Below are 26,382 nucleotides of genomic sequence, written 5' to 3'. Positions count from 1 at the left end.
CTCCGTGTCGCGCACCCACCTTAGGCCCTGCCGGCCCGGAGGTCAGGTCCGGCCGATCTGCGCCTCCGCGTCCGCCAGGATCTCCGTGAGCCGCAGCCCGAACCGTACGTCGCAGGGATGCGGTACTCCGGTGCGCGCCGCCTCGGCCAGGGCGTCCACCGCCGTACGGAACGCCCCGAGTGCGTCCCCTCCGCCGACGGGCAGGGCGGACACCCCGCGCTCCCCGCGGAACTCGACCTCGGTGCCGGTGGCGGCGGACGGGGCGTCCAGGGCGAGCGTCACGGTGCTGGACGTCCCGGAGGTGTGCCGCAGCAGGAGATGGACGGCGTCGGCCGGGCCCGGTGCGGCGACCACCCGGGTCACGTCGCCCAGGACCGGGATCAGGACCGAGAGGGCGTGCGGGCCCACGTCCCACAGGCCGCCCTTCTCCCGGCGCCAGGGCGAGGCGCCGAACTCGCTCTCCGCTCCGGGCGCGAACAGCGCGCCGATCCACTGGGCCCGCGCGGTGAACCACCCTCCCGCGGCGGCCTGTTCGGCCACCCACCCTGCCGTGCCCTCGGCGAACCTCAGGGTGCAGAAGACCACGGAGGCGACCCCGGCCCCTTCGGCGGCCTCGGCCGCCTCGCGCGCACCGGCCACGGTGGTGGCGACGGGCTTGTCCAGCAGCAGGTGCCGTCCGGCGCGGGCGGCCCTGGCAGCCAGTGGCGCCTGGATGTCGGGCGGCACCGCGAACGCCACCGCGTCGCTGGCCTCCAGGAGCGCGTCGATGCCCGCCTCGCCGGTGTACGCGTCGGTGCCGTGTGCCGCCGCGAGCGCCTGGGCAGCTTCGGGACGACGGCCCCACACTCCGGTCAGTACGGCGCCGGGGTGCGAGGCGAGGGCCGGGGCGTGGGTCATGCGGGCCCAGGGGCCCGCGCCGACGAGACCGATCCTGAGCGGTCCGGCGGGTGCGGCGGGTGTCGTCATACGGTCAGTCTGCCCGGACCGGGAGCCGTCGCGGAAGGCGGGGATCCCTTGGGCCGTGTCCGGCGAACCGTATCCAGTACGACACGGGGTGAGACGGCCCGGACGGCCTGCACCTGCTGTCCGACTTACGCGGGAAACCTCGGTAACACGTGGTTCACATTCGGGCAATGGCCGGGAAATCGCACCTTGCGAAGCTGCGCTCCATAGACCGCAGCACCCGCAAAGGATGGCGTCCGTGACGTTCAAGGCTGAGTACATCTGGATCGACGGCACCGAGCCGACCGCCAAGCTTCGCTCCAAGACGAAGATCATGGCCGGCACCCCCTCGCAGGACGTGGCGGATCTGCCCATCTGGGGCTTCGACGGTTCGAGCACCAACCAGGCCGAGGGCCACGCGTCCGACCGTGTCCTCAAGCCGGTGTTCGTATGCCCGGACCCGATCCGCGGCGGTGACGACGTCCTCGTGATGTGCGAGGTCTTCAACATCGACATGACCCCGCACGAGTCGAACACCCGCGCCTCGCTGCGCCCCGTCGCCGAGCAGTTCGCGGGCCAGGAGCCGATCTTCGGCATCGAGCAGGAGTACACCTTCTTCGACGGACACCGTCCGCTCGGCTTCCCCGAGGGCGGCTTCCCGGCCGCGCAGGGCGGCTACTACTGCGGCGTCGGCTCCGACGAGATCTTCGGCCGTGAGATCGTCGAGAAGCACCTCGACAACTGCCTGAAGGCCGGTCTCGGCATCTCCGGCATCAACGCCGAGGTCATGCCCGGCCAGTGGGAGTTCCAGGTCGGCCCGCTGTCCCCGCTGGAGGTCTCCGACCAGCTGTGGATCGCCCGCTGGCTGCTCTACCGCACCGCCGAGGACTTCAACGTCTCCGCGACGCTCGACCCGAAGCCGGTCAAGGGCGACTGGAACGGCGCCGGCGCGCACACCAACTTCTCCACCAAGGCGATGCGTGAGGGCTACGACGCGATCATCACCGCGTGCGAGTCGCTCGGTGAGGGTTCGAAGCCGCTGGACCACGTGAAGAACTACGGCGCGGGCATCGACGACCGTCTGACCGGTCTGCACGAGACCGCCCCGTGGAACGAGTACAGCTACGGCGTCTCCAACCGCGGCGCCTCGGTCCGCATCCCGTGGCAGGTCGAGCAGGACCAGAAGGGTTACATCGAGGACCGCCGTCCGAACGCCAACGTCGACCCGTACGTCGTCACGCGGCTGATCGTCGACACCTGCTGCACCGCGCTGGAGAAGGCCGACCAGGTCTGATCCGCCACCGCACGCTTCGAAGGGGCACCCGCCGAACCCGGCGGGTGCCCCTTCGGCGTGTGCGGGGCGTTCCGGCCGGTCAGGACCTGACGGGGTGCCGTACGACCACGGCCCCGGGTGGATCGCGCCGGACGTCCGTACCAACAGGTGGAAGAGGCCTGCTGCCGGGCCCCGTTCTCTGGTCTAATGGCACCATGGCCGGCTTCCAGTACACCTCATCGGGTCGCAGCGACCTCGAGCCGTTCTGGCCTTCCCGTCAGCATCACGACTTCGACCGGGTGTGTTGCCGCGCGTGGAACGCGCAGGCCCTCTAAAGCCGCTCACCCCGGTCTTCGGTCCGCGCGCACGACGCAAGTCCGTCCCTCGACGACTCCTCGCGCGAAAGAGCTGACCCTCATGGCGAACACCCGTACCTTCTCCGCCGCGGCGTCCACGGCGACCGCCGCTGCCGCACCCACCGCCCGCCCTCTGTCCCCCAACCGGCACCGGCTGCGTGCCGTCGACCGCGACGAGGTCGTCGAACTCCCGGACGTGGCAGGCTTCCTGCCGCCGGGGGCGACCTGGCTGCCCGCTCCCGCGCACACCCTGCCCGCCCTGCCGGGCAGGCCTCCGATGGTGGGCTACCTGCTGCTCGTCCCCGCCGACCAGCAGCCGGGGTTCGCCGGAGCCGTGGCCTCGGCGCAGCAGCCCGGGGCTGAGCCGGAGCCGACGGGCGCGACCCCTCTCGCCGGGCCCGTGCGCATCGACTCCACCCGGCGCACCGCCGCGGTGGACGGCGTCACCCTCGACCTCACCTATCTGGAGTTCGAGTTGCTGGCGCACCTGGTGGCGCACCCCCACCGGGTGCACACCCGGGACCAGTTGGTGACGACCGTCTGGGGTTACGGGCATGTGGGCGATGGCCGGACCGTCGATGTCCATGTGGCCCGGCTGCGCCGCAAGCTGGGCCCCGAGCACCGCCGTTCGATCCAGACCGTGCGGCGGGTGGGCTACAAGTACATGCCCTGACCGCGCTCCGTGCTGTGCGGGAGGCCCCGGGACCGGGCGGTTCGGGGGCCTCCCTCATGTCCGGGGGTGGTGTCAGGTGTACCCCGGCCGGGTGGCGGAACGGCTGACGGCGGGGGTCTCGTACGGGCGAGACTGGGTTCCGAACGGGATCCGGCGTGGGCCCGGACGAGGGGAGACACCATCATGGGATCTGCGCGGAGCCGGGTGCGGAGCAAACTCCTGGCCGGGGGACGGGCGTTCGCGCTCTCCTTCGAGAGCATCGCCGGCTCGACCGCCCTGTTCGTCCTGTGGGTGCTCTCCCTCTCCTTCGTCCCGCTGGGCGTCGGGCTGGTCACCACTCCGTGGGTCACCGGGCTGGTGCGCCGGCACGCGGACCGGCGTCGCCGCCTGGCGGACGCCTGGTCCGCCATCCGCATACCCGTCCCCTACCGGCCGTTTCCCCGGGACTCCCGTACGGGGTTCGTCGGGCAGGCGGAACGGACGGCGCACATCCTGAAGGACCCGGCCACCTGGCGGGACCTGCGGTGGCTGCTCCTCGACATGACGGCGGGCTACGTCCTTCTCGTCCTCGCCTTCGGTCTGCTCCTCTACCCGGTGGAGGGGCTGGTCCTGGCGGCGGGGCTGTGGCGGGTCTTCGAGGACGACACCTACTGGTACGCGTTCGTGCCGGTGAACAGCCAGGCGACCGGGCTGATGGCGGCCGCGCTCGGGGTCGCGCTCCTCCACCTCGGGCTGCGGGCGAGCAGGCCGCTGCTGAGGCTGCACTTCGTACTCGCCCGGTCGTCGCTGGCCCCCGCCCCGCAGGAACTCTCCCGGCGGATCGACCACCTCACCGAGACGAGGCACGAGGCGGTGGACACGGCGGCGTCCGAACTGCGGCGTATCGAGCGGGATCTGCACGACGGGGCCCAGGCCCGGCTGGTCGCGATGGGGATGAACCTCGGGGCCATCGAGGCGCTCGTCGAGAAGGACCCCGCACAGGCGAAGAAGATGCTGGCGATGGCTCGTACGTCCTCCGCGGAGGCGTTGACCGAACTGCGCGACCTGGTCCGGGGCATCCATCCGCCGGTGCTCGCCGAACGCGGCCTCGGGGACGCGGTGCGGGCCCTCGCCCTGCGGATGCCGGTCGCGTCCGAGGTGGCGGTGGAGCTTCCCGGCCGCGCCGACGCCCCGGTGGAGTCCGCGGCGTACTTCGCGGTGAGCGAGACCCTGACGAACGCCGTGAAGCACTCGGGCGCCGACCGCGTCTGGGTGGACGTGCACCACGCGGACGGCATGCTGCGGATCTCGGTGACCGACAACGGCCGGGGCGGCGCCTCCGCGGGAACCGGGTCGGGGCTGAGCGGAATCGAACGCCGGCTGGGTACATTCGACGGCGTCCTGGCCGTCAGCAGCCCCGTGGGCGGCCCCACCATGGTGACGATGGAGATCCCTTGCGCGTTGTCCTAGCCGAAGATCTCTTCCTGCTCCGCGACGGGCTGGTCCGCCTTCTGGAGGCCTACGACTTCGAGATCGCGGCCGCGGTCGAGTCCGGCCCCGAACTCACCAGGGCCCTGGCCGAGTCGGAGCCGGACATCGCCGTCGTGGACGTCCGGCTCCCGCCGTCCCACACCGACGAGGGCCTGCAGTGCGCCCTGGAGGCCCGCCGCCGCAGACCTGGGCTCCCGGTGCTCGTGCTGTCGCAGCACGTGGAGCAGCTGTACGCCCGCGAGCTGCTGGCCGACGGCGCCGGCGGCATCGGATACCTGCTGAAGGACCGGGTGTTCGACGCCGAGCAGTTCGTCGACGCGGTACGCCGGGTCGCCGCGGGCGGTACGGCGATGGACCCGCAGGTGATCTCGCAGCTGCTGTCCCGGCGCTCGGTGGACCCGCCGATGGGCGGGCTCACGCCCCGGGAGCGCGAGGTCATGGAGTTGATGGCGCAGGGGCGTTCCAACGGGGCGATCGCCGCGCAGATGGTGATCACGGAGCGGGCGGTGGCCAAGCACACCTCGAACATCTTCGCCAAGCTCGGCCTGCCGGTGTCGGACGACGACAACCGGCGCGTGCTCGCGGTGCTCGCTTACCTCGACCGGGGGTGAGCGGCCGGGCACGGGCCGGCCTCAACCGGCGAACCAGCCCTCCGCGTCCAGACGGTACGCGCTCGGGGGCGTGATCGTGCGGAGGTCGGCCTCCAGGGCACGCACTCGCTCCGCTCCGAGCACCGCCACCCACTCGGCCCGGATGCGGTCGAAGCCCTGAGCGGATCTGGCCAGGACGTCGATGCCCCGAGTGGTGAGCCGGACCAGTTTGCGGCGGCCGTCGTCGGGGTCGTCGACCCGTTCCACGTATCCGAGGCGCTCCAGCTTGTCGACGGTCTTCCCTGCCGCCTGCTTGGAGACGCCCAGCCGCCTACCGACCTCGCTGGCGCTCGCGCCTTGTGTCCCGACTGCCTGGAGCGCGAAGCCGTGAGCCGGTCGGAACTCCCCGTCCCCTTGCGCTGCCAGGTCACGGTGCAACTCGTCGATGATCGAGCGGAAGCCCGCGAACAGCAGCAGCGGCAGCTCGAACCCCGCCCCTCCCTCCGTGCTCCCGCCCTCAGCCATTGCAAAACTCGACAACCTTGTTTACCTTTTCGACAATCACGTTGTCGAGTTTACCGCGAGGAGCCAGCCATGCCCGCTTCGAACTTTCCCGATCACACCCTTGAATCGGCGCCGCCCGCCGCCCGCCGCACCATGGAAGCCATGGCTCGGAAGCAGGACGGGCGCGTGCCGTCCGGGGTGGCTCGGCTGGCCTCGTCGCCGGAGACGCTCGACGGCTTCCTCCGGGCGAGCGCCGCCTTCGAATCGACCACCCTGGACCCCCTGGCGCGCGAGGTCGTCATCATGACCATGGCCACCCGCAACGCCTGCCACATATGCGTGGAGCTGCACACCGCGAAGCTGGCCGCGCTCGGCGCGTCTCCGGAGCTCGTCGAGGCTCTGCGATCCCCGGCGGGCAGGCCCCTTCCGGACGAACGACTGGAAGGCGTGCGTCTATTCACGCTGGAGGTCCTCCAGACCTCCGGCGCGGTCACGGAGGACACCCTCGAGCGATTCATGTCCCTGGGTCACACCCGGCGCAACGCCCTGGAAGTGGTGCTCGGTATCGGCACCTACACCATCTCGACGCTCGCCAACCGCATGACGGGAGCGCCGGTCGGCACCGTGGCCGTGTGACGGCCGTACCCGGGCATCGAATCGGCCGTGAACTGAACGGGAGGAGCTCGCGGTCCGTATGGGACGTCACGCTTCCGGCTCGGAGCACTTCGGGGCGGACTCGCAGTGGAGGAGTTCCATGGGACGCACATCGCGCAGGAAACGTTCGACACCGGCCGCCCGGCTCACGGCCGCCGCGGTCGCGCTGGTTCTGGGGGGAGGCGGGCTGGTCGCCGTCGGCGTCCACGCGAGTGCCGGGGAGGGCCGCTCCGGCGGGTCTCCCGGGCAGTCCCGGACGCAGGCACGGCAGGTGTCCACCATCGACTGTCCCGACGCGGGGATCGCGCTGCCCGACGTACCGGACGGGGCGAGGCCGGAGGTGGACCGTGAACTGGCCGCGATGGACACGCAGATCACCGAGGCCTACCGCAGGTTCGCCGACCGGCGGGAGCGGATCGCCCAGGACCCCGCGCTCGCCGAGAACGCGGTGCTCGGCCCGCTCAGGAGCCGGAGGGCGGCCAGCCTGGACCGGATCGGCGTCGCCGTGGAGCGGGCCGCGGGCGCCCGGCCGCAGGGTCTGGAGGGGCTGGCGGGGTGCGGCCTGCGCGCCGACGGCCAGGAGCCCCCGGGCGACGGGAGCGGCGGCCGGGCGGGCAACGGCCCCGAGGCCGCCGACTTCGTCGAGATCGAGTCGGTCGCGCCGGACACCGACCGCCCGCGCAACCGCCGGGGGGCGTCCCGGGGCACGTTCTCCACGGACTGCGGCCGCAACGAGAACGGCAAGTTCAACTCCGACAACGTCATCGCGGCCCCCGGGGTGAGCAACGGCGCCCACCACATGCACGACTACGTGGGCAACCAGGCGACCGACGCGTTCGCCGGGGACGACGAACTGGCGGCGGGGCGGTCCACCTGCCGCAACCGGGGTGACAGGTCCACGTACTACTGGCCGGTGCTCCGTCTCCAGAACGGCGAGGACGAGGACGACGCGGACGCGGACGGCGGGGGCAGGGACCAGAACACCGGGGAGATCCAGACCCCTTCACGGGTCACGCTGAGGTTCACCGGTTCCCCGGCCGGCAAGGTCACCGCGATGCCGCGCTTCCTGCGGATCATCACGGGGGACGCGAAGGCGTTCACCAACGGCGACGCCAACGCCAACGCGTCGTGGAGCTGCACCGGGTTCGAGGACCGGCAGCTGAAGGACAAGTACCCGATCTGCCCCGAGGGCAGCCAGGTGGTGAGGTCGTTCGCGTTCCAGAGCTGCTGGGACGGGCGGAACACCGACAGCGCCAACCACCGGACCCATGTGGCGTTCGCCGAGGACGACGGGCGGTGCCCGGACGGCTTCCGGGCCATTCCGCAGCTGGTCCAGCGCATCGTGTACGACGTCCCGCCCGGTCCCGGCTTCGCGGTCGACTCCTTCCCCGAGCAGCTGCACAAGCCGGTCACCGACCACGGAGACTTCATCAACGTCTTCGACGACGCGCTCATGCGGCGGATGGTGAGCTGCATCAACGGCGGGCGCTCCTGCCGCTGACGCGGCGGCGTCCCGCACCAGGACCGCCGTGATCCCGGACGCCCGCCGACGGGTGTCCACCGGTCACGGCGGCGGCCTGCGCGGTCAGCTCCCACCGTGGCCGGAGTGCCCTGCCTCGCTCCCCCCACCACCGCTCGTCCCCGAGTGGTGCGAGGAGGCGGTCTCCACGGTCCCGCCGAGCCGGCCGCGCAGCGCCGCGACCACGTCGGCGTCCCCCACGGCGACCCACTTCCTGCCTACCAGATACGAACCGCCGTAGTCGTTGGCCTCGTTGATCCACTCGCGCTGTCCGCGGTCGGTGGCGAAGGTGGCGAGCACCCAACGGCCGTCCTCGGTCACGCAGGTGGCCTGCCGGAGCTCCTCCGCGTCGGTCTGCAGGTCCGGCTCACAGTTCGCCTCGGCCGCGAGTTGCTCCAGGGTGCCGCTCGCGGGCTCGGGTACGGCGGTCGCCCCTCGGGCGTCCGGTCCGCCGCCCGCTCCCCCGGTGCACGCGCCGAGCAGGGCGGATGCCGCCAGTACGGCCACCGGGAACCGGTGGGTCAGTCGCCGTCGCCGCTCGCACCGTCGCACCATGCGGCCATCGTGCCCGTGTTCCGGGTGCCGCGTCGGGAAACCGCGCATCCCGCCCCGGAGCGCACGCCGGAGTGACCATCGCACCATTCGCTCGTTCAGCTGAACATGCCCCCATTGCGCCCAGTACCGCCGTCCCCCGGCCGCTCGTACGCGGACCGGCAGGGCGGGGAGTGGCAGGACGCCGCACCCGCCGAGCACTACGCGCGGCTCACGCGTATCGCCTACCTCGTGCTGGCCCCGTCGCTCGGGCGGAACCGCCGTGTGCTGTCGGCGCACTGGCTGACCCAGCGGGCGCTGGCCGGGGAGCCTGCCCCGGATCCGGGGCAGGCGTACGCGCGCGTACGTCTGCGGGTGGTGCGCTCCGCGCTGGAGGCGGGGCTGCCGCTGTTCCGTTTCGCCCGGCCCCGGCGCGCCCAGTTCCCCTCGCTGGTGCCGCAGGTGTGGGGGCTGCGGCTGTTCCCGCACTCCTGCGGCGCCGACGAGCTCGCCCTGGAGCAGGCCCTGGCGTCGGTGTCGGCGCCCTGCCGGGCCGCCCATGTCCTGCGGGGGCTGGAAGAGCTGGACGACGCGGAGGTCTGCCGGGTCCTCGACGAGGCGGGGGTGACCGACCCGAGGGCGGCGCTGCTGGAGGCGGACGCGCTCACCGCGCCCCACGCGCTGCTGGCCTCACCGGAGTTCGACCCGTGCTCCCTCCAGGTGCGGCCTGCCGACGCGGCCCGGCGCGGGAGGCGCGGTCGGGCCCTGCTGGCGGGTGTGGGTGCCCTGCTGGTGTGCGGGACGCTGATGGTGATGCCGGGGGACGGGCTCGGTGGCCCGCACGCCGCCTCGGCGCCGCTCTACGCCCGCAACCCCACCGCACAGCAGGCCCTGGATCCGGGCGAGTTGCGCCGGGTGCCCGCCGGTCTCTGGAGGAGCTCCGCCCGCAGGGACTTCTCCGTCTGGCCCGCGCGCGGAGACCGGACCGGTGACACGGGGCTGCTGGGCCGGGCGCTCGCGGTGTGGGCGCGGCCGGGTGAGGCGGTGGCCGTGTCGGCGACGCCCGGCACGCCGGACGGCCCGCCCATGGGGCCGCCGCAGCTGCTGTACGCGGGCGAGGTCGGGGCGGCGGCGGTGGTGCTGTTCCACGACGGTCTGCGGGTGGTGCGTTACGCGGAACCGCGCAACGCCGATCCGTCCGGTGGCGCCGCGCTGGACTTCGCGCGGGTGGACGGAGCGGACGCGGTCGCGGCGAGCGCGCTGGTGGTGCAGCGCCGGCCGGGCTTCCTCCGCTATCTGACCGCGCCGTGGGTGCGGGAGGTCGGTGTACGGGACCTGCTCGCGCCGTACGGGGCGGCCCGGCCGCTCTCCCTGGACGCGCACGGGGTGACGGATCCGCTGCCGGGCCCCGCGCCGGACGGGGACGCGTGCCGTTCCTGGCACGCCCTGGAGGTACGGGACGGTTCGGCGGCGCGACTCATGACGGATCTCGGTGAGCTCACGCCCGTGCGCCTGACGTCCGGGGCCCCTTCCGCTCCGCACGACGTGTCGGGCCCGGCCGAGCGTGCGGGGTGGGCGCGCACGGCCTGCCTCCTGCCGGCGGTGCGGTCCCAAGGGGTGCGGTCGGTGAACTCCTGGCCGTACGCGAGGCAGCGGCTGCCTGAGGGCGCGGGTGAGGCGCTCTGGCTCTGCACCAGGGCGGACACCTGGCGGGGTACGGGCAACAGGGTCCTGGCGCAGTTCCAGGCGCCGGCCGGGGTCTCCGGCGGACCGGCCGCCCCGGGTGCGGTAGCGGCCCGCGCGCAGGACACCCCGGACTGCTCGACACGCAGACCGCGGGTGCTGGCGGGGGTGCTCTGGAGGTCGGACGGCGGCCGGTGGTACGTACTGGCCGCGGGCTCAAGGCAGTTCGCGTCGCTGGCGGCCAGGGGCGGGGCACGTGGCCGGGCCGAGGGGCGGCTGCTGGCACTGCCGACGCGGGAGGGTGACAGGCCCCGCCTCGACGGGGTCCTCACGGACGGCAGCCGGGTGGGGCCGCTGCGCTGAGGGGGCGGCCGGCGGGGACGGAGTGCGGGGATCGGCCTCCGCCACCGCCCCGTTAGGCTGTTCGGCATGACGACCGGGGTGCGGCGCAGGATGGGCGTCGACGAGCGCAGAGCCCAGTTGATCGGTGTGGCGCTGGAGTTGTTCAGCCGCCGCTCCCCCGACGACGTGTCGATCGACGAGATCGCGGCGGCGGCCGGTATCTCGCGGCCGCTCGTCTACCACTACTTCCCGGGCAAGCGCAGTCTCTACGAAGCGGCGCTGCGGCGGGCCGCCGACGAGCTGGCGGGCCGCTTCGTGGAGCCCCGCGAGGGCCCGATGGGGGCCCGGCTGCTCCGGGTGATGCACCGGTTCTTCGACTTCGTCGAAGAGCACGGTCCCGGCTTCTCGGCCCTGATGAGGGGCGGCGCCTGGGGTGGTTCGTCGACGGCCGACGCCCTGGTCGACGGGGTGCGTCAGGCGGCGTACGAGCAGATCCTCGGGCACCTGGGTGTGGTGTCCCCGCCGGCCCGGCTCGAGTTGGTCGTGCGGTCGTGGGTGTCGCTGGCGGAGTCGACGGCGCTGCTGTGGCTGGACGGGAAGCGTGTGCCCCGTGCCGAGCTGGAGTTGCAGCTGGTGCACGACTTCGCGGCGCTCGCGTCGGTGAGCGCCGCGTACGACCAGGAGGTGGCCGGCATCATGCTGCGGGTGTTCGCGCAGGAGCCGACGGACGGCCCGTTCGGCGAGTTGCTGGCCAGGCTGTCGGCCCTGGCTCCCGCCGCACCGGCCGTTCCGCCGCAGAGACTTCCTCAGCCCTTGCGGTAGGAGGCGTCCAGGTCCCTGACCTCCGCCGAACCGTGGACGGTGAGGCCGTCGACGGGCTTCAGGTGTCCCGCCAGCAGCTCCAGGACGGCTTCGGTGAGCCGCGCCTTGATCTCGGGTGTGCGGCCGGGCAGCATCGCGATCGAGACGTTGACGATCGCGTCGCCCGCCGGGGCGTCACCGACGACCGACTCCTCCGCCCTGCGGAAACGGGTCTTGCAGGCGGGCACCTTGGTGGACACGGTCTCGGCGACCAGCGGGTGCAGGGCCAGCGCGAATCCGCGGCGGTCGAAGTTGTCGTCGAGCTCCGCGGAGTAGTCGACGGTGATCTGCGGCATCGGGGCTCCTGTTGACGAGTCGATTGCGTACATGGACGACGTCCATGGTTGTGTACTCCGCCAGCTTCGCCGGATCGCGCCGCCCGCACAAGGCAGTCCCGCGTGCCGGACACGGGACGGCCGGTCTCCGGCTCGCGGTCCCTGGGCGGGACCGGAGCCGGAGACCGGCCGGTGGTGTCGGGCGTCAGCGTCCGGAGAACACGGCGACCGTGCGCCCCGGCACCGTGAAGGCGCCCGAGGTCCTGTCGTACGAGGACTTCCTGACGACTGTGTCAGCACCCGCGGCCTGGACGGGGTGCAGACCGTACGTCTTCCCGGAGAGCGCCGGGATCTTCTGGACCTGCGCGGAGGGGGTGGCGTTCATGACCACGACCAGTCCGCCGAGCCGCATCGTGATCACCCCCGGAGTCTCGTCCTTGCCGGAGAGCGGGAAGGACAGGGTGTCCTGGACCTCGGCGGTGGTCGCCAGACCGAAGTCCTTCTCACCCGCCCGGATGGTGAGCAGGTCCCGGTACGCGGCGGAGGCACCGTTGATCTCCGTGCACCCGGGGGTGAGCGCGGCGGAGGTCAGCAGGGGCTTCGCGTACGACCACTTGTCCTGGTTGTCGGCGGACAGCGGGAGCCCGCGGCCGAAGCCGTTGCCCTTGCGGCAGTCCCAGTTCAGCGTGTTGAACCAGTCGCCGCTGTCGTAGGAGTTGCGGTCGAGCGACTTGGAGCGCAGCAGGTCGGTGCCGGCCTGGGAGAGCGCGGGCCCCTGGGAGAGTACGGCGGTCGCCATCGCCAGCACCTGCATGCGGGCCCGGTCGGCGGCCGATGTGCCGGCGGGGAGCTTGAAGGCGAGGGCGTCGTAGAGGGTTTCGTTGTCGTGGGCGTCGGCGTAGGCGAGGGCGTCACCGGGGGCGGCCGCGTATCCGGCGGGGGCCCCGTTGTAGTCGACGCCGGAGCCCTTGACCGTACGGCCCTGGGTGTCGGTGAAGGTGTAGTCGGCGAGGTTGCCGGTGAGGCCGACCTTGATCAGGTCCTGGTAGTGGAGCAGCCGGGCCTTCTGTTCGGCCTGGGTGCCGTTGGCGGCCGAGGTGTTGGGGTCGGTGTAGAGGCCGGAGGCGAAGCCCTGGACTCGGGGGTCCTCGTCGAAGGGGCCGCCGCCCCGGACGGCGTCGCGGGCCCGGTCGGAGAAGGTGGCGATGCCGGTGCCGGCCATGTTCTTCTGGGTGGCCTGGACGAAGCGGGCGTCGTCGGCGACCTCACCGAAGTTCCAGCCCTCGCCGTACAGGATGATCTTCTTCCCGTCGACGCCGTCCTTGGCGACGGTCAGGGCGTCGAGTGCCTTGCGGACGGCCAGGATGTTGGCCTTGGGGTGGTGGCCCATCAGGTCGAAGCGGAAGCCGTCGACCTTGTACTCCTTGGCCCAGGTGACGATCGAGTCGACGACGAGCTTGCCCATCATGGTGTTCTCGGTCGCGGTGTTGGCGCAGCAGGTGGAGGTGGCGACGGTGCCGTCCTCCAGGAGCCGCTGGTAGTAGCCGGGGACGATCCTGTCGAGGACGGACTTGCCGTCCTGGCCGGAGGCGACGGTGTGGTTGTAGACGACGTCCATGACGGTCCGAAGTCCGGCGCCGTTGAGGCCCTGGACCATCCGGCGGAACTCGGTGGTGCGCTTCGTGCCGTCGGGGTCGGAGGCGTAGGAGCCCTCGGGGACGGTGTAGTGGAGCGGGTCGTAGCCCCAGTTGAAGGCGTCCTTGGCGGCTGCCTTCGTCACGCAGGCCTGCTGCTCCTCGGAGTCGGGGGCGTAGACCGACAGGTCGCAGGCGGGCTTCTGCTGGTCCTTCCTCTTCTCGGGGATCGTCCCGATGTCGAAGGCGGGCAGCAGGTGCACGTAGCCGGTCCCGGCGTCCGCGAGCTCCTTGAGGTGCTTCATCCCGTCGGAGCGGGTGTCGGTGAAGGCGAGGTACTCACCGGGGTGCTGGGAGGTGCTGTCGGCGATCGAGAAGTCGCGGATGTGCAGCTCCTGGATCTGGGCGTCCCGCAGCGGGACGGCCGCGGGCTTCTTCAGCGAGGACCAACCGCTCGGCGCGAGCTTGGGGTCCTCCAGGTCGACGACGAGGCTGCGGGCCGAGTCGGCGCTCAGCGCGGTGGAGTAGGGGTCGGTGACCTTGTTGGTGACCAGCTTCTGGACGGTGGGTGCCCAGACGTCCACGGCGTAGCGGTAGGGCTTGCCGGTCCAGCTCTTCGGTCCGGTGACCGACCAGACGCCGGTGCGGTCGTCGCGGCGCATCTTCACGGTGCGGCCGTCGAGTTCGAGTGCGACGGTGCGCGCGGTGGGCGCCCAGACGGAGAGCGTCGGGCTGCCCGAGCGGAAGACGGGGCCGAGGGCGGCTCCGCTCGCGGCCTTGCCGTAGAGCGCGTCCAGCACGCCGGCGGTCTGTACGCCGGTGGCGGCGAGCAGGGCGCCGTTGGCGGCACGCTGGGTGGCGATCAGCTGGCCGCGCAGGGATTCCCGGACCCTGTCCCGGTCGCGCGGGTCGACGGTGAACGCCGGGTAGTCCTTGAGGTGCGGGTACTTCGCCTTCTGCGCGTCGGTGAGTTGGGTGGCGCCGAGCCGGAGCCACTGCCCCTCGTCGGTCAGGGCGCCGTCGACGACGGAGATGCCGCCGTTCTTCGCGTAGACCAGCTGCTGGCTGGTGGCGTCGGTGGCCTTCACCTTCCAGACGACGGTGTCGGCGTCGATCCACTGGGCCTCGGCCTTGGTGAGGTCGGGCGTGGGCACGCCGCCGGCCTGGGGCAGCAGGTAGCCGGGCTTCCCGCCGAGCATCCAGACCTCGTGGCCGTAGGTGGCCAGGTCCAAGGACTGGTCGCTGGGGAGGTCCTTCTCGTCACCCTTGTGAAGGATGTAGCTGAGCGAGGTGGCGCCGTCGGTGAGCGGAACCTCGAAGGTCGCCCCGTAGGCGTCGGTCCTCACGGGCTGCAGCGGCTTGGCCCAGTCCGTGGGCGAGGCCGCGCCGGTCCAGGTGTGCAGTCCCCAGCCGGTGTAGTCGCCGTCGGCGCGGTGGTAGTGCAGGACGGCCTTGGTGGTGTCCTGCGGCTCGGTCGCGGGTGCCTCGGTGGACTGTCCGTCCTTGCCCTGCTCGACCCAGACCTGCCCGGTCCTCGCGAGGTCGACGGTGCGTTCGGGGCCGTCGGCGGTGCCGTCCTTCTCGATGGTGTACGGCACAGAGGATGCGCCCTCGTCGAGGTCGATCCAGGCGAAGGCGCCGTAGGCGTCACGGCCGATGAAGTCGGCGCTCTTCCCACCGGACTTCAGCTGCCAGCCCTCGTAGTCGCCGTTCGCGCGCTTGTAGTGGACGACGGCCTGATCGCGGTCGACGGCGACGGGCTTCTGCGCGGGCGGGGCCTGGCCCGCGGTGGTGGAGGCGAGGGCGCTCGCGGTGCGTCCGGCGCGGTCGACGACGACGGCCTTGTAGCGCAGCGGGGTCCCGGCCTTCACGGAGGCGTCGACGTGCTGGGTGACCTTGTACGGGGCGTGGTCGGCGGTGCCGAGGGTGGTCCACGTGCCATTGCCCGTCTGGGCGGCGAACACCACGCGGTTCAGGTCTCCGCCGTCGACATCTGCGGTGATCTCGACGGTGCCGGTGGCTCCGGCGGCCGGTGCCTTCAGGGTGAGCGAGGCCTTGGAGGGGGCTCCGAGCGGCTTGTCGGCGCGGAGCACGACGCTGGAGAGCGCGGGCACCGCGATTTTCACCGTGCGGTCGGACGCACTGCGGACCGCACCGGAACCGCCGTACAGGGTACGGAAGTTCATCCCCGCGGATGCGGTGGGGATCTCGACGGTCCGCGCCTCGGTGGAGCTGTTCGTGGCGACGACGTACTCGTAGGGCTTCCTGGCGTCCGTGCGCGAGTAGGCGTACACGGAGTCCTGGGAGAGGCGCTCGGTCTGGGTGCCGTCGCGCAGCGCGGGGTGCTCCCTGGTCAACTTCGAGAGGGCAGCTATGGACCGGTAGAGCGGGTGGGTGGTGTCGTAGGCGTCGGAGGCGTGGGTGCGGTCGGTCCCGATCTGGTCGTCGTCGAGGTAGTCGGCGGTCTTCGACGCGAAGAGCGTCTGGCGGGCGTCCTTGTCGCCGCCCGCGCCGGTGTAGCCCTGTTCGTCGCCGTAGTAGACCACCGGATTGCCCCGGCCGAGGAACATCAGCTCGTTCGCGAGGCGTGCCCGGTGGAGGAGTTCGGCGTCGGAGGCCTTGGGGTTGTCCTGCTTCAGGAAGGTCCCGATGCGGCCCATGTCGTGGTTGCCGAGGAAGGTGACCTGCTCGTAGGCGTTGGCCTTGTCGGTGGTGTAGCGGTAGTCGTCCGCGTAGAGCGAGGCGAGCTTCGAGGCCGGGGCGCCCTGGGAGGCGTACTGCCGGGCGGCTTCCTGGAAGGGGAAGTCGAGGGTGGCGTCGAGACGGCCCCGCGTGACGTAGGGGGAGGTGATCGCGGTGTCCGCGGAGTAGACCTCTCCGAACATGAAGAAGTCGTCGCGGCCGTGCTTCGCGGCGTACCCGTCGAGCGCGGTCGCCCACTGGGTCCAGAAGTCGAGGTCGACGTGCTTGACGGTGTCGATGCGGAAGCCGTCGATGTCGAAGTCGCGGACCCACTTCTCGTAGATCTTCTCCATGCCGGAGACGACCTCGGGACGCTCGGTCCACAGGTCGTCGAGGCCGGAGAAGTCGCCGTACTCGGTGGACTCGCCGGCATAGGTGGAGTCACCGCGGTTGTGGTACATCGTGGGGTCGTTCAGCCAGGCGGGGACCTTCTTCCCGGTGTTCACCGGGGTGTACGGGAAGGAGTCGGCGTCCACCTCCTCCATTTCCCGGGTGTCGTCGAAGGGCCGTCCGTCCTCGTCGAGGTAGGGGAAGGCGCCCTTGGGCTTGTAGCCGTACTTCTTCTCGGCGTAGTCGACGGTGTCGGCGGTGTGGTTGGTGATGACGTCGAAGAAGACCTTCATGCCCTTGCCGTGGGCCTTGTCGATCAGCTTCTCGAGGTCGGCGTTGGTGCCGAAGTGCGGGTCGACCTGGGTGAAGTCGGTGATCCAGTAACCGTGGTATCCGGCGGACGCCTGATCCCCGGTCCCCTGCACGGGCCGGTTCTTGAAGATCGGCGCGAGCCAGATCGCGGTGGTGCCGAGCCCCTTGATGTAGTCGAGCCGCTGGGTGAGGCCCTTGAGGTCGCCGCCCTGGTAGAAGCCCTTGTCGGTGGGGTCATACCCGGTCTCCAGCCGCGAACCGGTCAGCCCGCCCCGGTCGTTGGAGGTGTCGCCGTTGGCGAAACGGTCCGGCAGCACGAAGTAGAACTGCTCCCGGGTCAGGTCGTGCCTGGCCGGCTCCTTCGCGAGCTTCGCGTCCGAAGGCGGTGCGGGCGGTCTGGGCGCGGCGGACGCGGAGGCCGCCGGCACGACGGGCAGCAGCGCCGCGCACAGGGCGGCGACGGCTCCCCGCCGCAGAGTGGTTCGGGACACGGGCGGGTACTCCTAGGCGTTCGGGGATCGGGCGGGTGGAGCGGTGCGGGCCGGGCGCCGGCCGTGGCGTCCCGGCCCGCGAGAGCGGATCAGCCGCGCCAGACGTCGGCGGTCAGCGTGACCTTTCCGGAGGACGGGACGGTGGCGGTGCGGTTGGCGCCGCTCTCCCAGGTGACGTTGCCGTTCGCGTCCTTGCGGAGGTACTTGTACTCGAACGTGGTGCCGGCGGGCAGCGCCACGTCGAGCTTCCAGACGGGGTACGTCGCCGGGTCGAGCTTGAGCGCGGAGGCCGGGGCCCAGTTGCCGAGCGCGGCCTGGTTGCCGGTGACGTAGATGTTCTGGCCGAGCTGGGTGGTGGCGTTCACCCCGAAGGAGGCGCCGGCCTGGCCCGTACCCGGGTCGGGGTCGGGGGTGGTCCCGCCGCCGGTGCAGGTGCGGGCGTTCACGTGCAGGGCGACGGCGGTGTTCGAGCCGAGGGTGGCGGTGAACTGTCCGGAGCCGTTGACGGTGACGCCCTTGCCGGACTGCACGTCGCAGTAGTCACCGGCGGGCAGCGAGGTCTGGAAGGTGCGGGTCAGCGGGGAACCCTCGTGGTTGATCGCCACGTACGCCTTGGAGCCGCGCCCGAAGGCGATCTGGTCGCCGCCGTTGTCCCACCAGTCGGTGACGCCCTGCCCCCGGGCGGTGTTGCGGAAGCCGACCATGGAGGAGATCTCGCGCCAGGCGTGCTGGCACTTCCAGCCGTCGCTGTAACAGGCGTTCACCTGTCCGCCGTTGGGCGGGCCGGCGTCCTTGTCGGACCACTCGTAGCCGGAGTGGACGTCCGGGGAGCCGTAGGGGTACGCCAGCATGAAGACGCTCGCCAGGGTGTAGTTGGCGCCGTCCTTGTAGGTGAGGGTGTCCCCGCCGCGCTCGGTGTCGTGGTTGTCGACGAAGACCGCGGACTTCCCGGACTCCATGAAGCCCCAGCCCTCGCCGAAGTTCTTCAGGTTGGCGAGGTTCTCGTTGTTGAAGACCTGCTTGAGGCTGCGCGCGTACCGGAACTCCTGCACGTCCCCGTTGCCGAGGTACTCGGAGGGCGAGACGGCCTCACCGCCCCCGTAGATCGCCTCCTGCTTCCAGTACACGCCGGGGTTGCTCAGCCGCGACTTGATGTTGGCCAGGTCGGCGGCGGGCATGTGCTTGGCCGCGTCGATGCGGAAGCCGTCCACACCGAGCGAGAGCAGGTCGTTGAGGTACCCGGCTATCTTGCCGCGTACGTAGTCCTCGCCGGTGTCGAGGTCGGCCAGGCCGACGAGTTCGCAGTTCTGGACGTTGCCCCGGTCGCCGTAGTTGGTGATCTGCGACTGGCAGTCGTTCATGTCGTTGACGGAGTAGAGGCCCGGGTAGTCGTACTTGCCGTACGAGGACCCGCCGGTGCCGGTGCCCGATCCTGCCGACATGTGGTTGATGACCGAGTCGGCGACGACCTTCACCCCGGCCGCATGGCAGGTGCTCACCATGTTCGCGAACGCCGTACGGTCTCCGAGGCGGCCCGCGATCTTGTAACTGACGGGCTGGTACGAGGTCCACCACTGGGCGCCCTGGATGTGCTCCTGGGGCGGCGAGACCTGGACGTAGCCGTATCCGGCAGGGCCGAGGCTGTCCGTACAGGCCTTCGCGACCGAGCTGAACTTCCACTCGAACATGACGGCGGTGACGTCCTTGGTGCCGGGCGGGGCCGCCTGGGCGGTGGTGGCGGCGCCGAGGCCGGTGGGGACGGCGAGGACGGCGGCTCCCAGGGCGAGCGCGAGCGCGCCGGACAAGGGACTGCGTGCCATGACTTTCCTCCTGCGGTGGGGGAAACACGGGGATGGCGGAGCAGCCTCACATGGCAACGCGCCGTGCCCTCAAGGCTCTTTGAAGGTTCTTGCAGCAAGGATGCAAACCCTGTGCGCAGCAGACCGTACGAGCCCACTCCGCCTCGGTCAAGCCCCTGGACACAATGCGATTACGTCCCGCTCACATCGCCGAAATCCTGGAGATTCCTGACTGCAAGGTCTTACGCAAGATATTGCGAGCCTGTTAAGTTCGTCCCGACTCCGGACCGGCCGGCCGGGGGGCCGGCACGCCGGGCCCCACGCGCCCGGCCGGCCGGTCCGGTCACGACGTGGAGAGGCCCCGGAGTCGCTTCCCCGCCGGCCCAATCCTGGGCCGACTCCGGGGCCTCTCCCGCGCGTTGCCCGGTAGGCTCCTCGTCCCATGAGCTCCGGACGGCCCCTTCGCGCGCGTGAGCGCGTCATATCCTGGATAGCCATCGTCTTCGTCCTGCTGGTCGCGCTGGGCGGTGGGGCGGGCCTGGCAGGGGAGGGATTCAAGGGCCGCGACGCCCTTCGGAACGGCCTCGCAGGGACCCTGGCCCCCACCGACCGGCAGTGCGGCAAGGAGTCCTGCAGCTGGATCGGCACGTTCACCAGCGCGGACGGCACGGTCACCGCGCGGGACGTCACGCTGAGGGACGCGGTCGAGGTCCGCCACGCCGATCCCGTTCCGGGCGCGATCGGAGGCGTCCGGCTCGCGGAGGGCGGCGAGGCCGCGTACACGGCCGACTACGGCTGGCGGGCGCCCGTGGCGAAGGGCGCCACCCTGGCCGTCGTGGGTCTGGCGGTCGCGGCGGGGCTGATGCTGGGGCTGCGCCGCCGCCGGGCCACCGGCGTTCCGTCCTGAGTCCCCGCCCGGCCGCCGGTGCCTGTTCCGACCCGCCGGTACCTCGGCGGCAGGCTCCCGCAGGGCCCGGAATCCACGTGCACCACGAGCGCCGGGCGTGCGAGCATGCGGGCGGGCCGACCCAGGGGGAGACATGGGACTCGTCTACAGCTACGCCGTACACCTGCACCCTCGGCGCGTCGTCAGGCTGCTCGAGCAACTGGCCCGCCTGGCGCCACCGGAGTACGGAGCTCAGCCGACCGACCTCGTACTCCCGGGCGGGCAGCGGCTCACCGTACCGTTCGGATCCCAGCGCACGGGCGACTCGGTCGACGCCTCCGACGGCAGTACCTTCGAGCTCGACACCTCCCTCATGTTCGAACCGGACGACGCACTGGCCGAGTACGCCAGGGACTACGGCCCGGCACCCGCTCCCGATGGCCGTGTCCAGATCGGGTACGTCTACGCGACGGTGCGGTTCTCCTCCGACCTGCACCCCGGTTACGCGGAGGTGGACTGCTGGGCCGCGACGTCGGGGATGAGCCGGCTCTTCGCGCGCTCGCCCAGCATCAGGAGGACCTTCACCGGCGTCGCGGCGGCATCCGGCGGTGTGTGCTGCCTGTTCGACACCGGCGACGGCAGCCCGGCGCAGGTGTGCTGGATGGCCGACGAGGCGATCCGCGGGACGGTGCCGGACCCCTGGTTCCCGGACCGGGACGCTCTCGTGGCGGGCTGGCCCGAACCCGGGTGACGGCTCCCGCCTCAGGGCACGAGCGGTGGCAGGCGGGCAGGCGGGCAGGTGATGGCCCAACTGGCAGGGCTGACAAGGGAACTGGCCGCTCGCAGTAATGGGTCAGTAACGGCCGCCTCCTAACCTGCGCGCACCCCGTTCCGTTCCTGGAGGAGCACCCTGATGCACCTGCCCCGATCCCCCCGGCGCAGATCTGCGGCGTGGGCGACGGCCGCCCTCACCTCGGCCGTTCTGCTGACCGGCGCCATGCCCGCCGTGGCCGCCGCTGACAGCGCCCCGTCACCGAAGATCGATTCCACCCTGCTGAACGCCGTGGACAAGGGCGGCGAGGCGTCCTTCTTCATCGTCCTGAAGGACCAGGCGAACCTGTCCGACGCCAAGAAGCAGAAGACCCACGCCAAGAAGGCCAAGGCCGCCTACAAGGAACTGCGCGCCAAGGCCGACAAGAGCCAGGCGTCCCTGAAGACCTTCCTGGACAAGAAGAAGGTCGGTCACCAGGACTACTGGATCGCGAACACGGTCAAGGTCACCGGTGACCAAGCACTGGTCGAGGAGCTGGCCAAGCGCTCGGACGTGGCCTCGATCGTCAAGGAGCGGTCCTTCAAGCTCGACGACATCGAGACGTCCGAGGCGAAGGTCACCAAGTCGCGGGCCACCGCGCTGGGGACCGACTCGTCCGCGGACGGCACCGACGCCCCGGCGTGGGGTGTCTCCGACATCAAGGCCGATCAGGTCTGGGACCAGTACGAGGACCGCGGCGAGGGCATCGTCATCGCCAACGTCGACTCCGGTGTGCAGTACGACCACCCGGACCTCGTCGCGAACTACCGTGGCAACAACGGTGACGGCACCTTCTCGCACGACTACAACTTCTACGACGCGAGCGGGCAGTGCCCCACGACCGCGCCGTGCGACAACAACGGCCACGGCACCCACACGATGGGCACCATGGTCGCCAAGAACGGCCTCGGTGTCGCACCGAACGCCAAGTGGATCGCCGCCAAGGGCTGCGCCTCCGACGTCTGCTACGACGACGAGCTGCTCGAAGCCGGTCAGTGGATCCTCGCCCCGACCGACCACAACGGTCAGAACCCGCGCCCGGACCTCGCTCCGAACATCGTCAACAACTCCTGGGGCAACAAGGACACCAGCACCCCGTTCTACCAGGACATCCTCGCGGCCTGGGACGCGGCGGGCATCTTCGAGGCGTTCGCGGCCGGCAACGACGGCGACGGCGTCACCTGCTCGACGACCCACCCGCCGGGCGCGCAGGCCGATTCCTACGGTGTCGGCGCCTACGACGTGAACGGCAAGATCGCCAGCTTCTCCGGCTTCGGCCCCTCGCCGACCGACGGCAGCGCCAAGCCGAACATATCGGCCCCCGGTGTGCAGATTCCCTCCACCTGGCCGGGCAACTCGTACAACACCATCAACGGCACGTCGATGGCCACCCCGCACGTCGCGGGCGCGGTCGCGCTCCTCTGGTCGGCTGCCCCCTCGCTGATCGGCAACATCGAGGAGACCCGCAAGCTCCTCAACGAGGGCGCGCGTGACGTCGACGACACCCACTGCGGTGGCGACGCCGGCATGAACTACGTGTGGGGCAACGGCAAGCTCGACATCCTCGCCTCCGTCGACAAGGCCCCGCACACCGCGGCCACCGTCACCGGCAAGGCCACCGACAAGGCGACCGGCGCCGCCCTGCCCAACATCACCGTCAAGGCCACCGACGCGGCCGGCGCGGTCCGTACGGTCACCACCGGCGCGGACGGCACCTACCGCCTCCCGCTGGCCGCCGGCACGTACACCTTCGACTTCACCGGCTACGGGTACGCGGCCGGCTCGGCCGAGGGTGTCACCCTGGCCGAGCAGCAGTCCCACACCCAGGACATCGCCCTGGCCCCGGTGCCCTCCCACAAGGTCACCGGCACCGTCCTCGACGTCACCGGCAAGCCCCTGGCGGGCGCGACCGTCGAGCTGAACGGCACCCCGCTGGCCGCCCTCACGACCAACGCCAAGGGCAAGTACACCTTCGCGAAGGTCGCCGAAGGCACCTACGGCCTCGCCGTGAAGCCCACCGCCCCCGTGCTGTGCAACGGTGTCTACACCGGCGACGCGGTCGTAGGCGCCGCCGACCTGACCGAGAACGTGCAGGTCCCCAACCGCACCGACAAGTCCGGCAACGTCTGCGCCCCGGCCGCCTACTCCTGGATCGCCGGCTCCAAGAAGGTCGCCCTGTCCGGTGACGAGGACTCCGCCACCGTCTCGCTGCCCTTCCCGGTCAAGCACTACGGGGTGTCCTACTCCACCGCGTCGGTCACCACCGACGGCCTGGTCAACTTCCTCTCCTCCCGGGTCGGTGACTACAACAACACCGCCCTGCCCACCACCGGCGTCAACGGTGTCAAGGGTGTCCTCGCCCCGCTCTGGGACGACCTGACCCTCGACAAGAAGTCCTCCGTGCAGACCGCCACCACCGGCACCAAGGGCAAGCGCAAGTTCGCGATCGTCTGGAACAACGCCGCCTACGCCGACGGCACTTCGGGCCGCGCCACCTTCGAGGCCGTCTTCGACGAGGCCACCGCAGCGGTCACCTTCCAGTACAGGACCGTCGCCGACCAGGGTGCGGGTGCCACCGTCGGCATCGCCGACCAGGCCGGCACCGACGCCCTCCAGTACGCGTACAACCAGCCCGTGATCGCCGACGGCACCGCCGTCACCTTCACCCAGGGAGCCACGTCATGAACCGGACTTCCCGACGAGGCCTGCGCCTCGCATCCGCCGTGGCGGTGGCGGGTCTCGCGCTGAGCGCGGCCCCCGCTGTCGCCGTGGCCGACGCCGGCAACGGCGTGCTCTCCCTCACGGACGCACAGGCCAAGAAGCTCAGCGAGCGGCTCCAGCCCGACGTGTACGGCGACGGCGCCGGAACGCAAGCCCCGGCCGCGTCCGGTACGGAAGCGGGCACCGTCACCGGCCCGGTCCCGGACGCGGCGGGATCGGACACCACGGGGGCCGGTCCTGCGGCCGCGGGCACGACGGCCGCGGGCACCGACGCGCTCCCCGCCCCGACGGTCACCGCCAAGGGCTACTCCGAGGGCGCGACCGGCATGGCCGACACCGTCCCCGTCACGGGCACCAAGGGCGACTACTTCACCGTGCACGCGGGCGGGAACATCTCCCGGCGCTCGGCGGGCGGCAAGGAGACATGGACCCGGGACAACAACTCCTTGTACAAGGAGTGGGACGTCCCCGTCCTGTCCCCGCGCTACCTCAAGGAGCCGTACCCGGCCCGCGTCGTGATGGGCTTCAACGCCGTCACCCCCTTCTCGGCGACGTCCGACGAGGGCTACACCACCGGTGACCTGACCGGCGACGGTGTGGCGGACCTCGTGTTCACCGCCGACGTGGGCACCTACCCCTACCGGCCGTTCCAGCACGGCGACAGCAGCCTGCACACGGGCACGTTCGTGACCGTCCTCGACGGCAAGTCGGGCAACACGCTGTGGACGAAGCTGTACGAAGGCGCGTACCAGATCAAGCTGGCCGGCAAGACGCTGCTGGTCGCGAACACGCCGTACTACAACACCTCCGCGTCCCCCAGCTCGACCTCCACGCTGACCGGCATCCGCTTCGACCACGCCGACGGCAAGCTCACCGAGGCGAGCTCGTGGACGTACGACACCGGCCTGTTCTCGGGCGCTGCCTGGTCGAGCATCGAGCCCCTGGGCAACGGCCTGGTCGCAGCCTCCTGGAACAAGCGCAAGGCCTCTGCCACCGACGAGCCCGCCGGCCACACCCTGGTCCTCGACACGGCCGACGGCAGCGTCGCGTGGCAGTCCACGAACCGGCTCTACTCGCGCCAGCTGCACCTGGACGCATCCCGCAAGCGGCTCGTCGCGCTGGAGATGTCCGACGTCAACGAGGCCGTGCAGTACGAGATCGTCTCCTACCGTATCGCCGACGGCGCGCGCACCACCCTGGACCGGCGGGTCAACGCCTTCGCCATGGACCTGGAGGTCGGTGACATCCAGGGCGACGCGAAGGCGGAGTACTCGGTCAGCGAGGACACGCTGGACGAGGACATGTGGGTGAACGCCAACACCGTCCGGGCGCTGGACGGCGCCGATGCCTCCGTACTGTGGCAGCGCACCGTCAAGCGCGATGCAAGCAACAGCCAGGACGGGGCCACCGCCTGGAACCTGGCGGCGGTCGACGGCACTCTCGTCGCCAACTACAAGGACGACCAGGACTACGACCACGCGGTGAACGACCACGCCACCCGGTACGCCCGGATCTCCGTGTTCAAGGGCACCGACGGCACTGTGAAGTGGGAAAAGCGGGGCATGGTCGCCTCGCAGGCCTGGGCCCAGCCGTTCACCCGGGGCAGCACCCAGCTCCTGCGCACGGTGGACACCGACCAGAACATCCACGTCTACAAGCTCGGCAGCGGCAAGCAGGACTCGCTCACACCCATCCAGTCCCAGCTCTGGTCGGCCGTCCTGATGGACGTCAACGGCGACGGCAAGCAGGACATCGTGGCCGGAGGACAGTCCCAGGGCCTGTTCGCCTTCGACGGCCCGTCGATGGCAGCCGGCAAGCCGAAGCTCCTCTGGCAGACCACCGTCCCCGGCCAGATCCACAGGATCGTCAGGGCCGATGTCGACGGCAAGGGCGCCGACGAGCTCGTCGTCGCGGCCGACAGCGCGACGGCCGTCGTCGACTCCACCACCGGCAAGGTCCGCTCGACCATCGACGCCAAGGGCCAGTACGTCTGGTCTCTGAGCGCCGGTGACCTCGACCACGACGGCAAGGACGAGATCGTCGTCCCCACCGACAAGATCCGCGCCTATGACGGCAAGGGACACCAGAAGTGGGCGTACACCGCACCGGCGGAGAACGTCGTCTTCGGTGACGTCAGCATCGTCGACGGCCAGGTGTACGGCCAGTACGGCAGCCGGGACGCGTTCCATGGTGACGGCGTGAGTCCGGCTCCCGGCGGCCGGCCCACCGGAGCCGTCGCCGTGAACGGCAGCAAGGGCAAGACGGTCTGGGAGGACGCGGCCCCCGAGCCCGAGGGGGCCAAGACCCTCTACGGCACCGCGATGCGGGGAGCCGCCTTCGCCTCCGAGGAGATCCCTTACGCGGACGGCCACGCGGTGGCGGAGACCTGGCTGATCCGGAACGGCTCAGGCAACATGAGTGCGGTCATCGAGATCCGCGACGGCCGCACCGGCGAGGTGCTGCACTCCGCCGCCTCCGGCGCGGCCTGGACCCTGGGCAACTGGTTCACCGGCCCTGACGGCCTCTACCTGGTGGGCACCAACCAGATCACTCTCTTCGGCTCCGACGGCCAGGACTACCGCTCGGGTGCCAGCGGCAGCATCCAGACCGGCGGCCTCCTCACAGGTCCCGGCGGCGTGCGCTACCTGATCGGGGCGGGCTCCACCGGCTTCGACCTGATGGACCCGGCCCAGGTCAAAACCGGATTCGCGTCCCGGATCGCGTACGGGAACGTCTACGGCGGCCGCGAGTACGTCGCCGGCGACCTCGACAACGACGGCACGGACGAGATCGTCTCGCTCAACTTCGACGGTGTCGGCATCGACCGCATGGCAGAACTCGAAGAGGGCGGCTACTCCATGCCCTACACCGCGGTCCGTCAGCTGACGGTGTTCAGCCTGAGCTGACGCTCCGGTCGGCCCCGAGCCGGACAGTGCGCAAGCCGACGACCCCCCGGGCAGCTGCCCGGGGGGCCGTCGGCTTC

General features: G+C 71.1%; 18 protein-coding genes. 12 read left to right on the top strand and 6 right to left on the bottom strand.

What is annotated here, in order from left to right; translation table 11 throughout:
- Positions 1–42: 42 nt before the first annotated feature.
- Positions 43–966, bottom strand: a complete 924-nt coding sequence (locus ACGFNN_RS04200; protein WP_393552764.1) for a Gfo/Idh/MocA family protein — start codon at positions 964–966, stop codon at positions 43–45.
- Positions 967–1,201: 235 nt separating this feature from the next.
- On the opposite strand from ACGFNN_RS04200, the gene glnII reads away from it, so the two are divergent.
- From glnII to ACGFNN_RS04180, 4 genes are all read left to right on the top strand, one after another.
- Positions 1,202–2,236 carry a glutamine synthetase gene (gene glnII, locus ACGFNN_RS04195; protein WP_362670341.1) on the top strand — a complete coding sequence of 345 codons (1,035 nt, stop codon included), beginning with the start codon at positions 1,202–1,204 and terminating at the stop codon, positions 2,234–2,236.
- 396 nt (positions 2,237–2,632) lie between these two features.
- The gene (locus ACGFNN_RS04190) at positions 2,633–3,244 is read left to right on the top strand and encodes a winged helix-turn-helix domain-containing protein (RefSeq protein WP_393552761.1); all 612 of its coding nucleotides are present in this window, start codon (positions 2,633–2,635) and stop codon (positions 3,242–3,244) included.
- 183 nt (positions 3,245–3,427) lie between these two features.
- A complete protein-coding gene (locus tag ACGFNN_RS04185) occupies positions 3,428–4,693 on the top strand; it encodes a sensor domain-containing protein (protein WP_393552760.1) in 1,266 nt (421 codons plus the stop codon).
- Positions 4,678–5,325 carry a LuxR C-terminal-related transcriptional regulator gene (locus ACGFNN_RS04180; protein WP_393552757.1) on the top strand — a complete coding sequence of 216 codons (648 nt, stop codon included), beginning with the start codon at positions 4,678–4,680 and terminating at the stop codon, positions 5,323–5,325. Before ACGFNN_RS04185 ends, ACGFNN_RS04180 begins: the two co-directional genes overlap by 16 nt.
- Before the next feature lie 21 nt (positions 5,326–5,346).
- Here ACGFNN_RS04180 and ACGFNN_RS04175 read toward each other — a convergent pair whose 3' ends face one another.
- The gene (locus ACGFNN_RS04175) at positions 5,347–5,829 is read right to left on the bottom strand and encodes a MarR family winged helix-turn-helix transcriptional regulator (RefSeq protein WP_393552754.1); all 483 of its coding nucleotides are present in this window, start codon (positions 5,827–5,829) and stop codon (positions 5,347–5,349) included.
- A gap of 69 nt (positions 5,830–5,898) precedes the next feature.
- Between ACGFNN_RS04175 and ACGFNN_RS04170 the strand changes: the two genes are divergently transcribed.
- Together ACGFNN_RS04170 and ACGFNN_RS04165 are read left to right on the top strand one after the other, a co-directional pair.
- Positions 5,899–6,444: a carboxymuconolactone decarboxylase family protein gene (locus ACGFNN_RS04170; RefSeq protein WP_393552752.1), complete on the top strand. Its 546-nt coding sequence runs from the start codon at positions 5,899–5,901 to the stop codon at positions 6,442–6,444.
- A 118-nt stretch (positions 6,445–6,562) separates the two neighbouring features.
- Entirely contained in the window at positions 6,563–7,963 is a 1,401-nt protein-coding gene (locus ACGFNN_RS04165; protein ID WP_393552749.1) for a DUF1996 domain-containing protein, read from the top strand.
- Positions 7,964–8,047: 84 nt separating this feature from the next.
- On the opposite strand, the gene ACGFNN_RS04160 is transcribed toward ACGFNN_RS04165, so the two are convergent.
- Positions 8,048–8,536, bottom strand: coding sequence for a hypothetical protein (locus ACGFNN_RS04160; protein WP_393552747.1), 489 nt, complete (start codon positions 8,534–8,536; stop codon positions 8,048–8,050).
- Positions 8,537–8,641: 105 nt separating this feature from the next.
- On the opposite strand from ACGFNN_RS04160, the gene ACGFNN_RS04155 reads away from it, so the two are divergent.
- Together ACGFNN_RS04155 and ACGFNN_RS04150 are read left to right on the top strand one after the other, a co-directional pair.
- On the top strand, positions 8,642–10,558 hold the full coding sequence (locus tag ACGFNN_RS04155) for a hypothetical protein (RefSeq protein ID WP_393552744.1): 1,917 nt from the start codon (positions 8,642–8,644) through the stop codon (positions 10,556–10,558).
- 66 nt (positions 10,559–10,624) lie between these two features.
- Complete coding sequence (locus tag ACGFNN_RS04150) at positions 10,625–11,359, top strand: TetR/AcrR family transcriptional regulator (RefSeq protein WP_393552742.1); 735 nt, start codon at positions 10,625–10,627, stop codon at positions 11,357–11,359.
- Here the strand turns inward: ACGFNN_RS04150 and ACGFNN_RS04145 are convergent.
- The 3 genes from ACGFNN_RS04145 to ACGFNN_RS04135 all read right to left on the bottom strand — a co-directional run bounded on the left by ACGFNN_RS04145 (position 11,344) and on the right by ACGFNN_RS04135 (position 19,002).
- Positions 11,344–11,694 (bottom strand): 5-carboxymethyl-2-hydroxymuconate Delta-isomerase, encoded by a 351-nt coding sequence (locus ACGFNN_RS04145; RefSeq protein ID WP_393552739.1) that lies wholly within the window; start codon positions 11,692–11,694, stop codon positions 11,344–11,346. The genes ACGFNN_RS04150 and ACGFNN_RS04145 overlap by 16 nt on opposite strands.
- A 184-nt stretch (positions 11,695–11,878) precedes the next feature.
- On the bottom strand, positions 11,879–17,182 hold the full coding sequence (pulA, locus tag ACGFNN_RS04140) for a pullulanase-type alpha-1,6-glucosidase (RefSeq protein WP_393552736.1): 5,304 nt from the start codon (positions 17,180–17,182) through the stop codon (positions 11,879–11,881).
- Positions 17,183–17,271: 89 nt separating this feature from the next.
- Positions 17,272–19,002: a carbohydrate-binding module family 20 domain-containing protein gene (locus tag ACGFNN_RS04135; protein ID WP_393552734.1), complete on the bottom strand. Its 1,731-nt coding sequence runs from the start codon at positions 19,000–19,002 to the stop codon at positions 17,272–17,274.
- Positions 19,003–19,423: 421 nt separating this feature from the next.
- On the opposite strand from ACGFNN_RS04135, the gene ACGFNN_RS04130 reads away from it, so the two are divergent.
- From ACGFNN_RS04130 to ACGFNN_RS04115, 4 genes are all read left to right on the top strand, one after another.
- Positions 19,424–19,888, top strand: coding sequence for a hypothetical protein (locus ACGFNN_RS04130; protein ID WP_393552731.1), 465 nt, complete (start codon positions 19,424–19,426; stop codon positions 19,886–19,888).
- A 133-nt stretch (positions 19,889–20,021) separates the two neighbouring features.
- Positions 20,022–20,618 (top strand): hypothetical protein, encoded by a 597-nt coding sequence (locus ACGFNN_RS04125; protein ID WP_393552729.1) that lies wholly within the window; start codon positions 20,022–20,024, stop codon positions 20,616–20,618.
- A 162-nt stretch (positions 20,619–20,780) separates the two neighbouring features.
- The gene (locus tag ACGFNN_RS04120; RefSeq protein ID WP_393552727.1) at positions 20,781–23,363 is read left to right on the top strand and encodes a S8 family serine peptidase; all 2,583 of its coding nucleotides are present in this window, start codon (positions 20,781–20,783) and stop codon (positions 23,361–23,363) included.
- Positions 23,360–26,305, top strand: coding sequence for an FG-GAP repeat domain-containing protein (locus tag ACGFNN_RS04115; protein WP_393552724.1), 2,946 nt, complete (start codon positions 23,360–23,362; stop codon positions 26,303–26,305). Before ACGFNN_RS04120 ends, ACGFNN_RS04115 begins: the two co-directional genes overlap by 4 nt.
- The last annotated feature ends 77 nt before the right edge of the window (positions 26,306–26,382 follow it).

It is taken from the genome of Streptomyces sp. NPDC048590 (assembly GCF_043199535.1).
In the GTDB taxonomy this organism is placed as follows: Bacteria; Actinomycetota; Actinomycetes; order Streptomycetales; family Streptomycetaceae; genus Streptomyces.
Note: the sequence above shows the minus strand (reverse complement) of the source record. Positions and strands in the feature narration are given on the sequence as shown.

What these genes read in the sequence shown, in the direction of transcription:
- ACGFNN_RS04135 (WP_393552734.1), bottom strand. Translation starts at nt 19,002, where the DNA reads ATGGCACGCAGTCCCTTGTCCGGCGCGCTCGCGCTCGCCCTGGGAGCC.
- ACGFNN_RS04160 (WP_393552747.1), bottom strand. Translation starts at nt 8,536, where the DNA reads ATGGTGCGACGGTGCGAGCGGCGACGGCGACTGACCCACCGGTTCCCG.
- ACGFNN_RS04125 (WP_393552729.1), top strand. Translation starts at nt 20,022, where the DNA reads ATGGGACTCGTCTACAGCTACGCCGTACACCTGCACCCTCGGCGCGTC.
- ACGFNN_RS04120 (WP_393552727.1), top strand. Translation starts at nt 20,781, where the DNA reads ATGCACCTGCCCCGATCCCCCCGGCGCAGATCTGCGGCGTGGGCGACG.
- ACGFNN_RS04200 (WP_393552764.1), bottom strand. Translation starts at nt 966, where the DNA reads ATGACGACACCCGCCGCACCCGCCGGACCGCTCAGGATCGGTCTCGTC.
- ACGFNN_RS04155 (WP_393552744.1), top strand. Translation starts at nt 8,642, where the DNA reads ATGCCCCCATTGCGCCCAGTACCGCCGTCCCCCGGCCGCTCGTACGCG.
- ACGFNN_RS04165 (WP_393552749.1), top strand. Translation starts at nt 6,563, where the DNA reads ATGGGACGCACATCGCGCAGGAAACGTTCGACACCGGCCGCCCGGCTC.
- ACGFNN_RS04150 (WP_393552742.1), top strand. Translation starts at nt 10,625, where the DNA reads ATGACGACCGGGGTGCGGCGCAGGATGGGCGTCGACGAGCGCAGAGCC.
- ACGFNN_RS04115 (WP_393552724.1), top strand. Translation starts at nt 23,360, where the DNA reads ATGAACCGGACTTCCCGACGAGGCCTGCGCCTCGCATCCGCCGTGGCG.
- ACGFNN_RS04130 (WP_393552731.1), top strand. Translation starts at nt 19,424, where the DNA reads ATGAGCTCCGGACGGCCCCTTCGCGCGCGTGAGCGCGTCATATCCTGG.
- ACGFNN_RS04190 (WP_393552761.1), top strand. Translation starts at nt 2,633, where the DNA reads ATGGCGAACACCCGTACCTTCTCCGCCGCGGCGTCCACGGCGACCGCC.
- ACGFNN_RS04170 (WP_393552752.1), top strand. Translation starts at nt 5,899, where the DNA reads ATGCCCGCTTCGAACTTTCCCGATCACACCCTTGAATCGGCGCCGCCC.
- ACGFNN_RS04185 (WP_393552760.1), top strand. Translation starts at nt 3,428, where the DNA reads ATGGGATCTGCGCGGAGCCGGGTGCGGAGCAAACTCCTGGCCGGGGGA.
- ACGFNN_RS04145 (WP_393552739.1), bottom strand. Translation starts at nt 11,694, where the DNA reads ATGCCGCAGATCACCGTCGACTACTCCGCGGAGCTCGACGACAACTTC.
- ACGFNN_RS04175 (WP_393552754.1), bottom strand. Translation starts at nt 5,829, where the DNA reads ATGGCTGAGGGCGGGAGCACGGAGGGAGGGGCGGGGTTCGAGCTGCCG.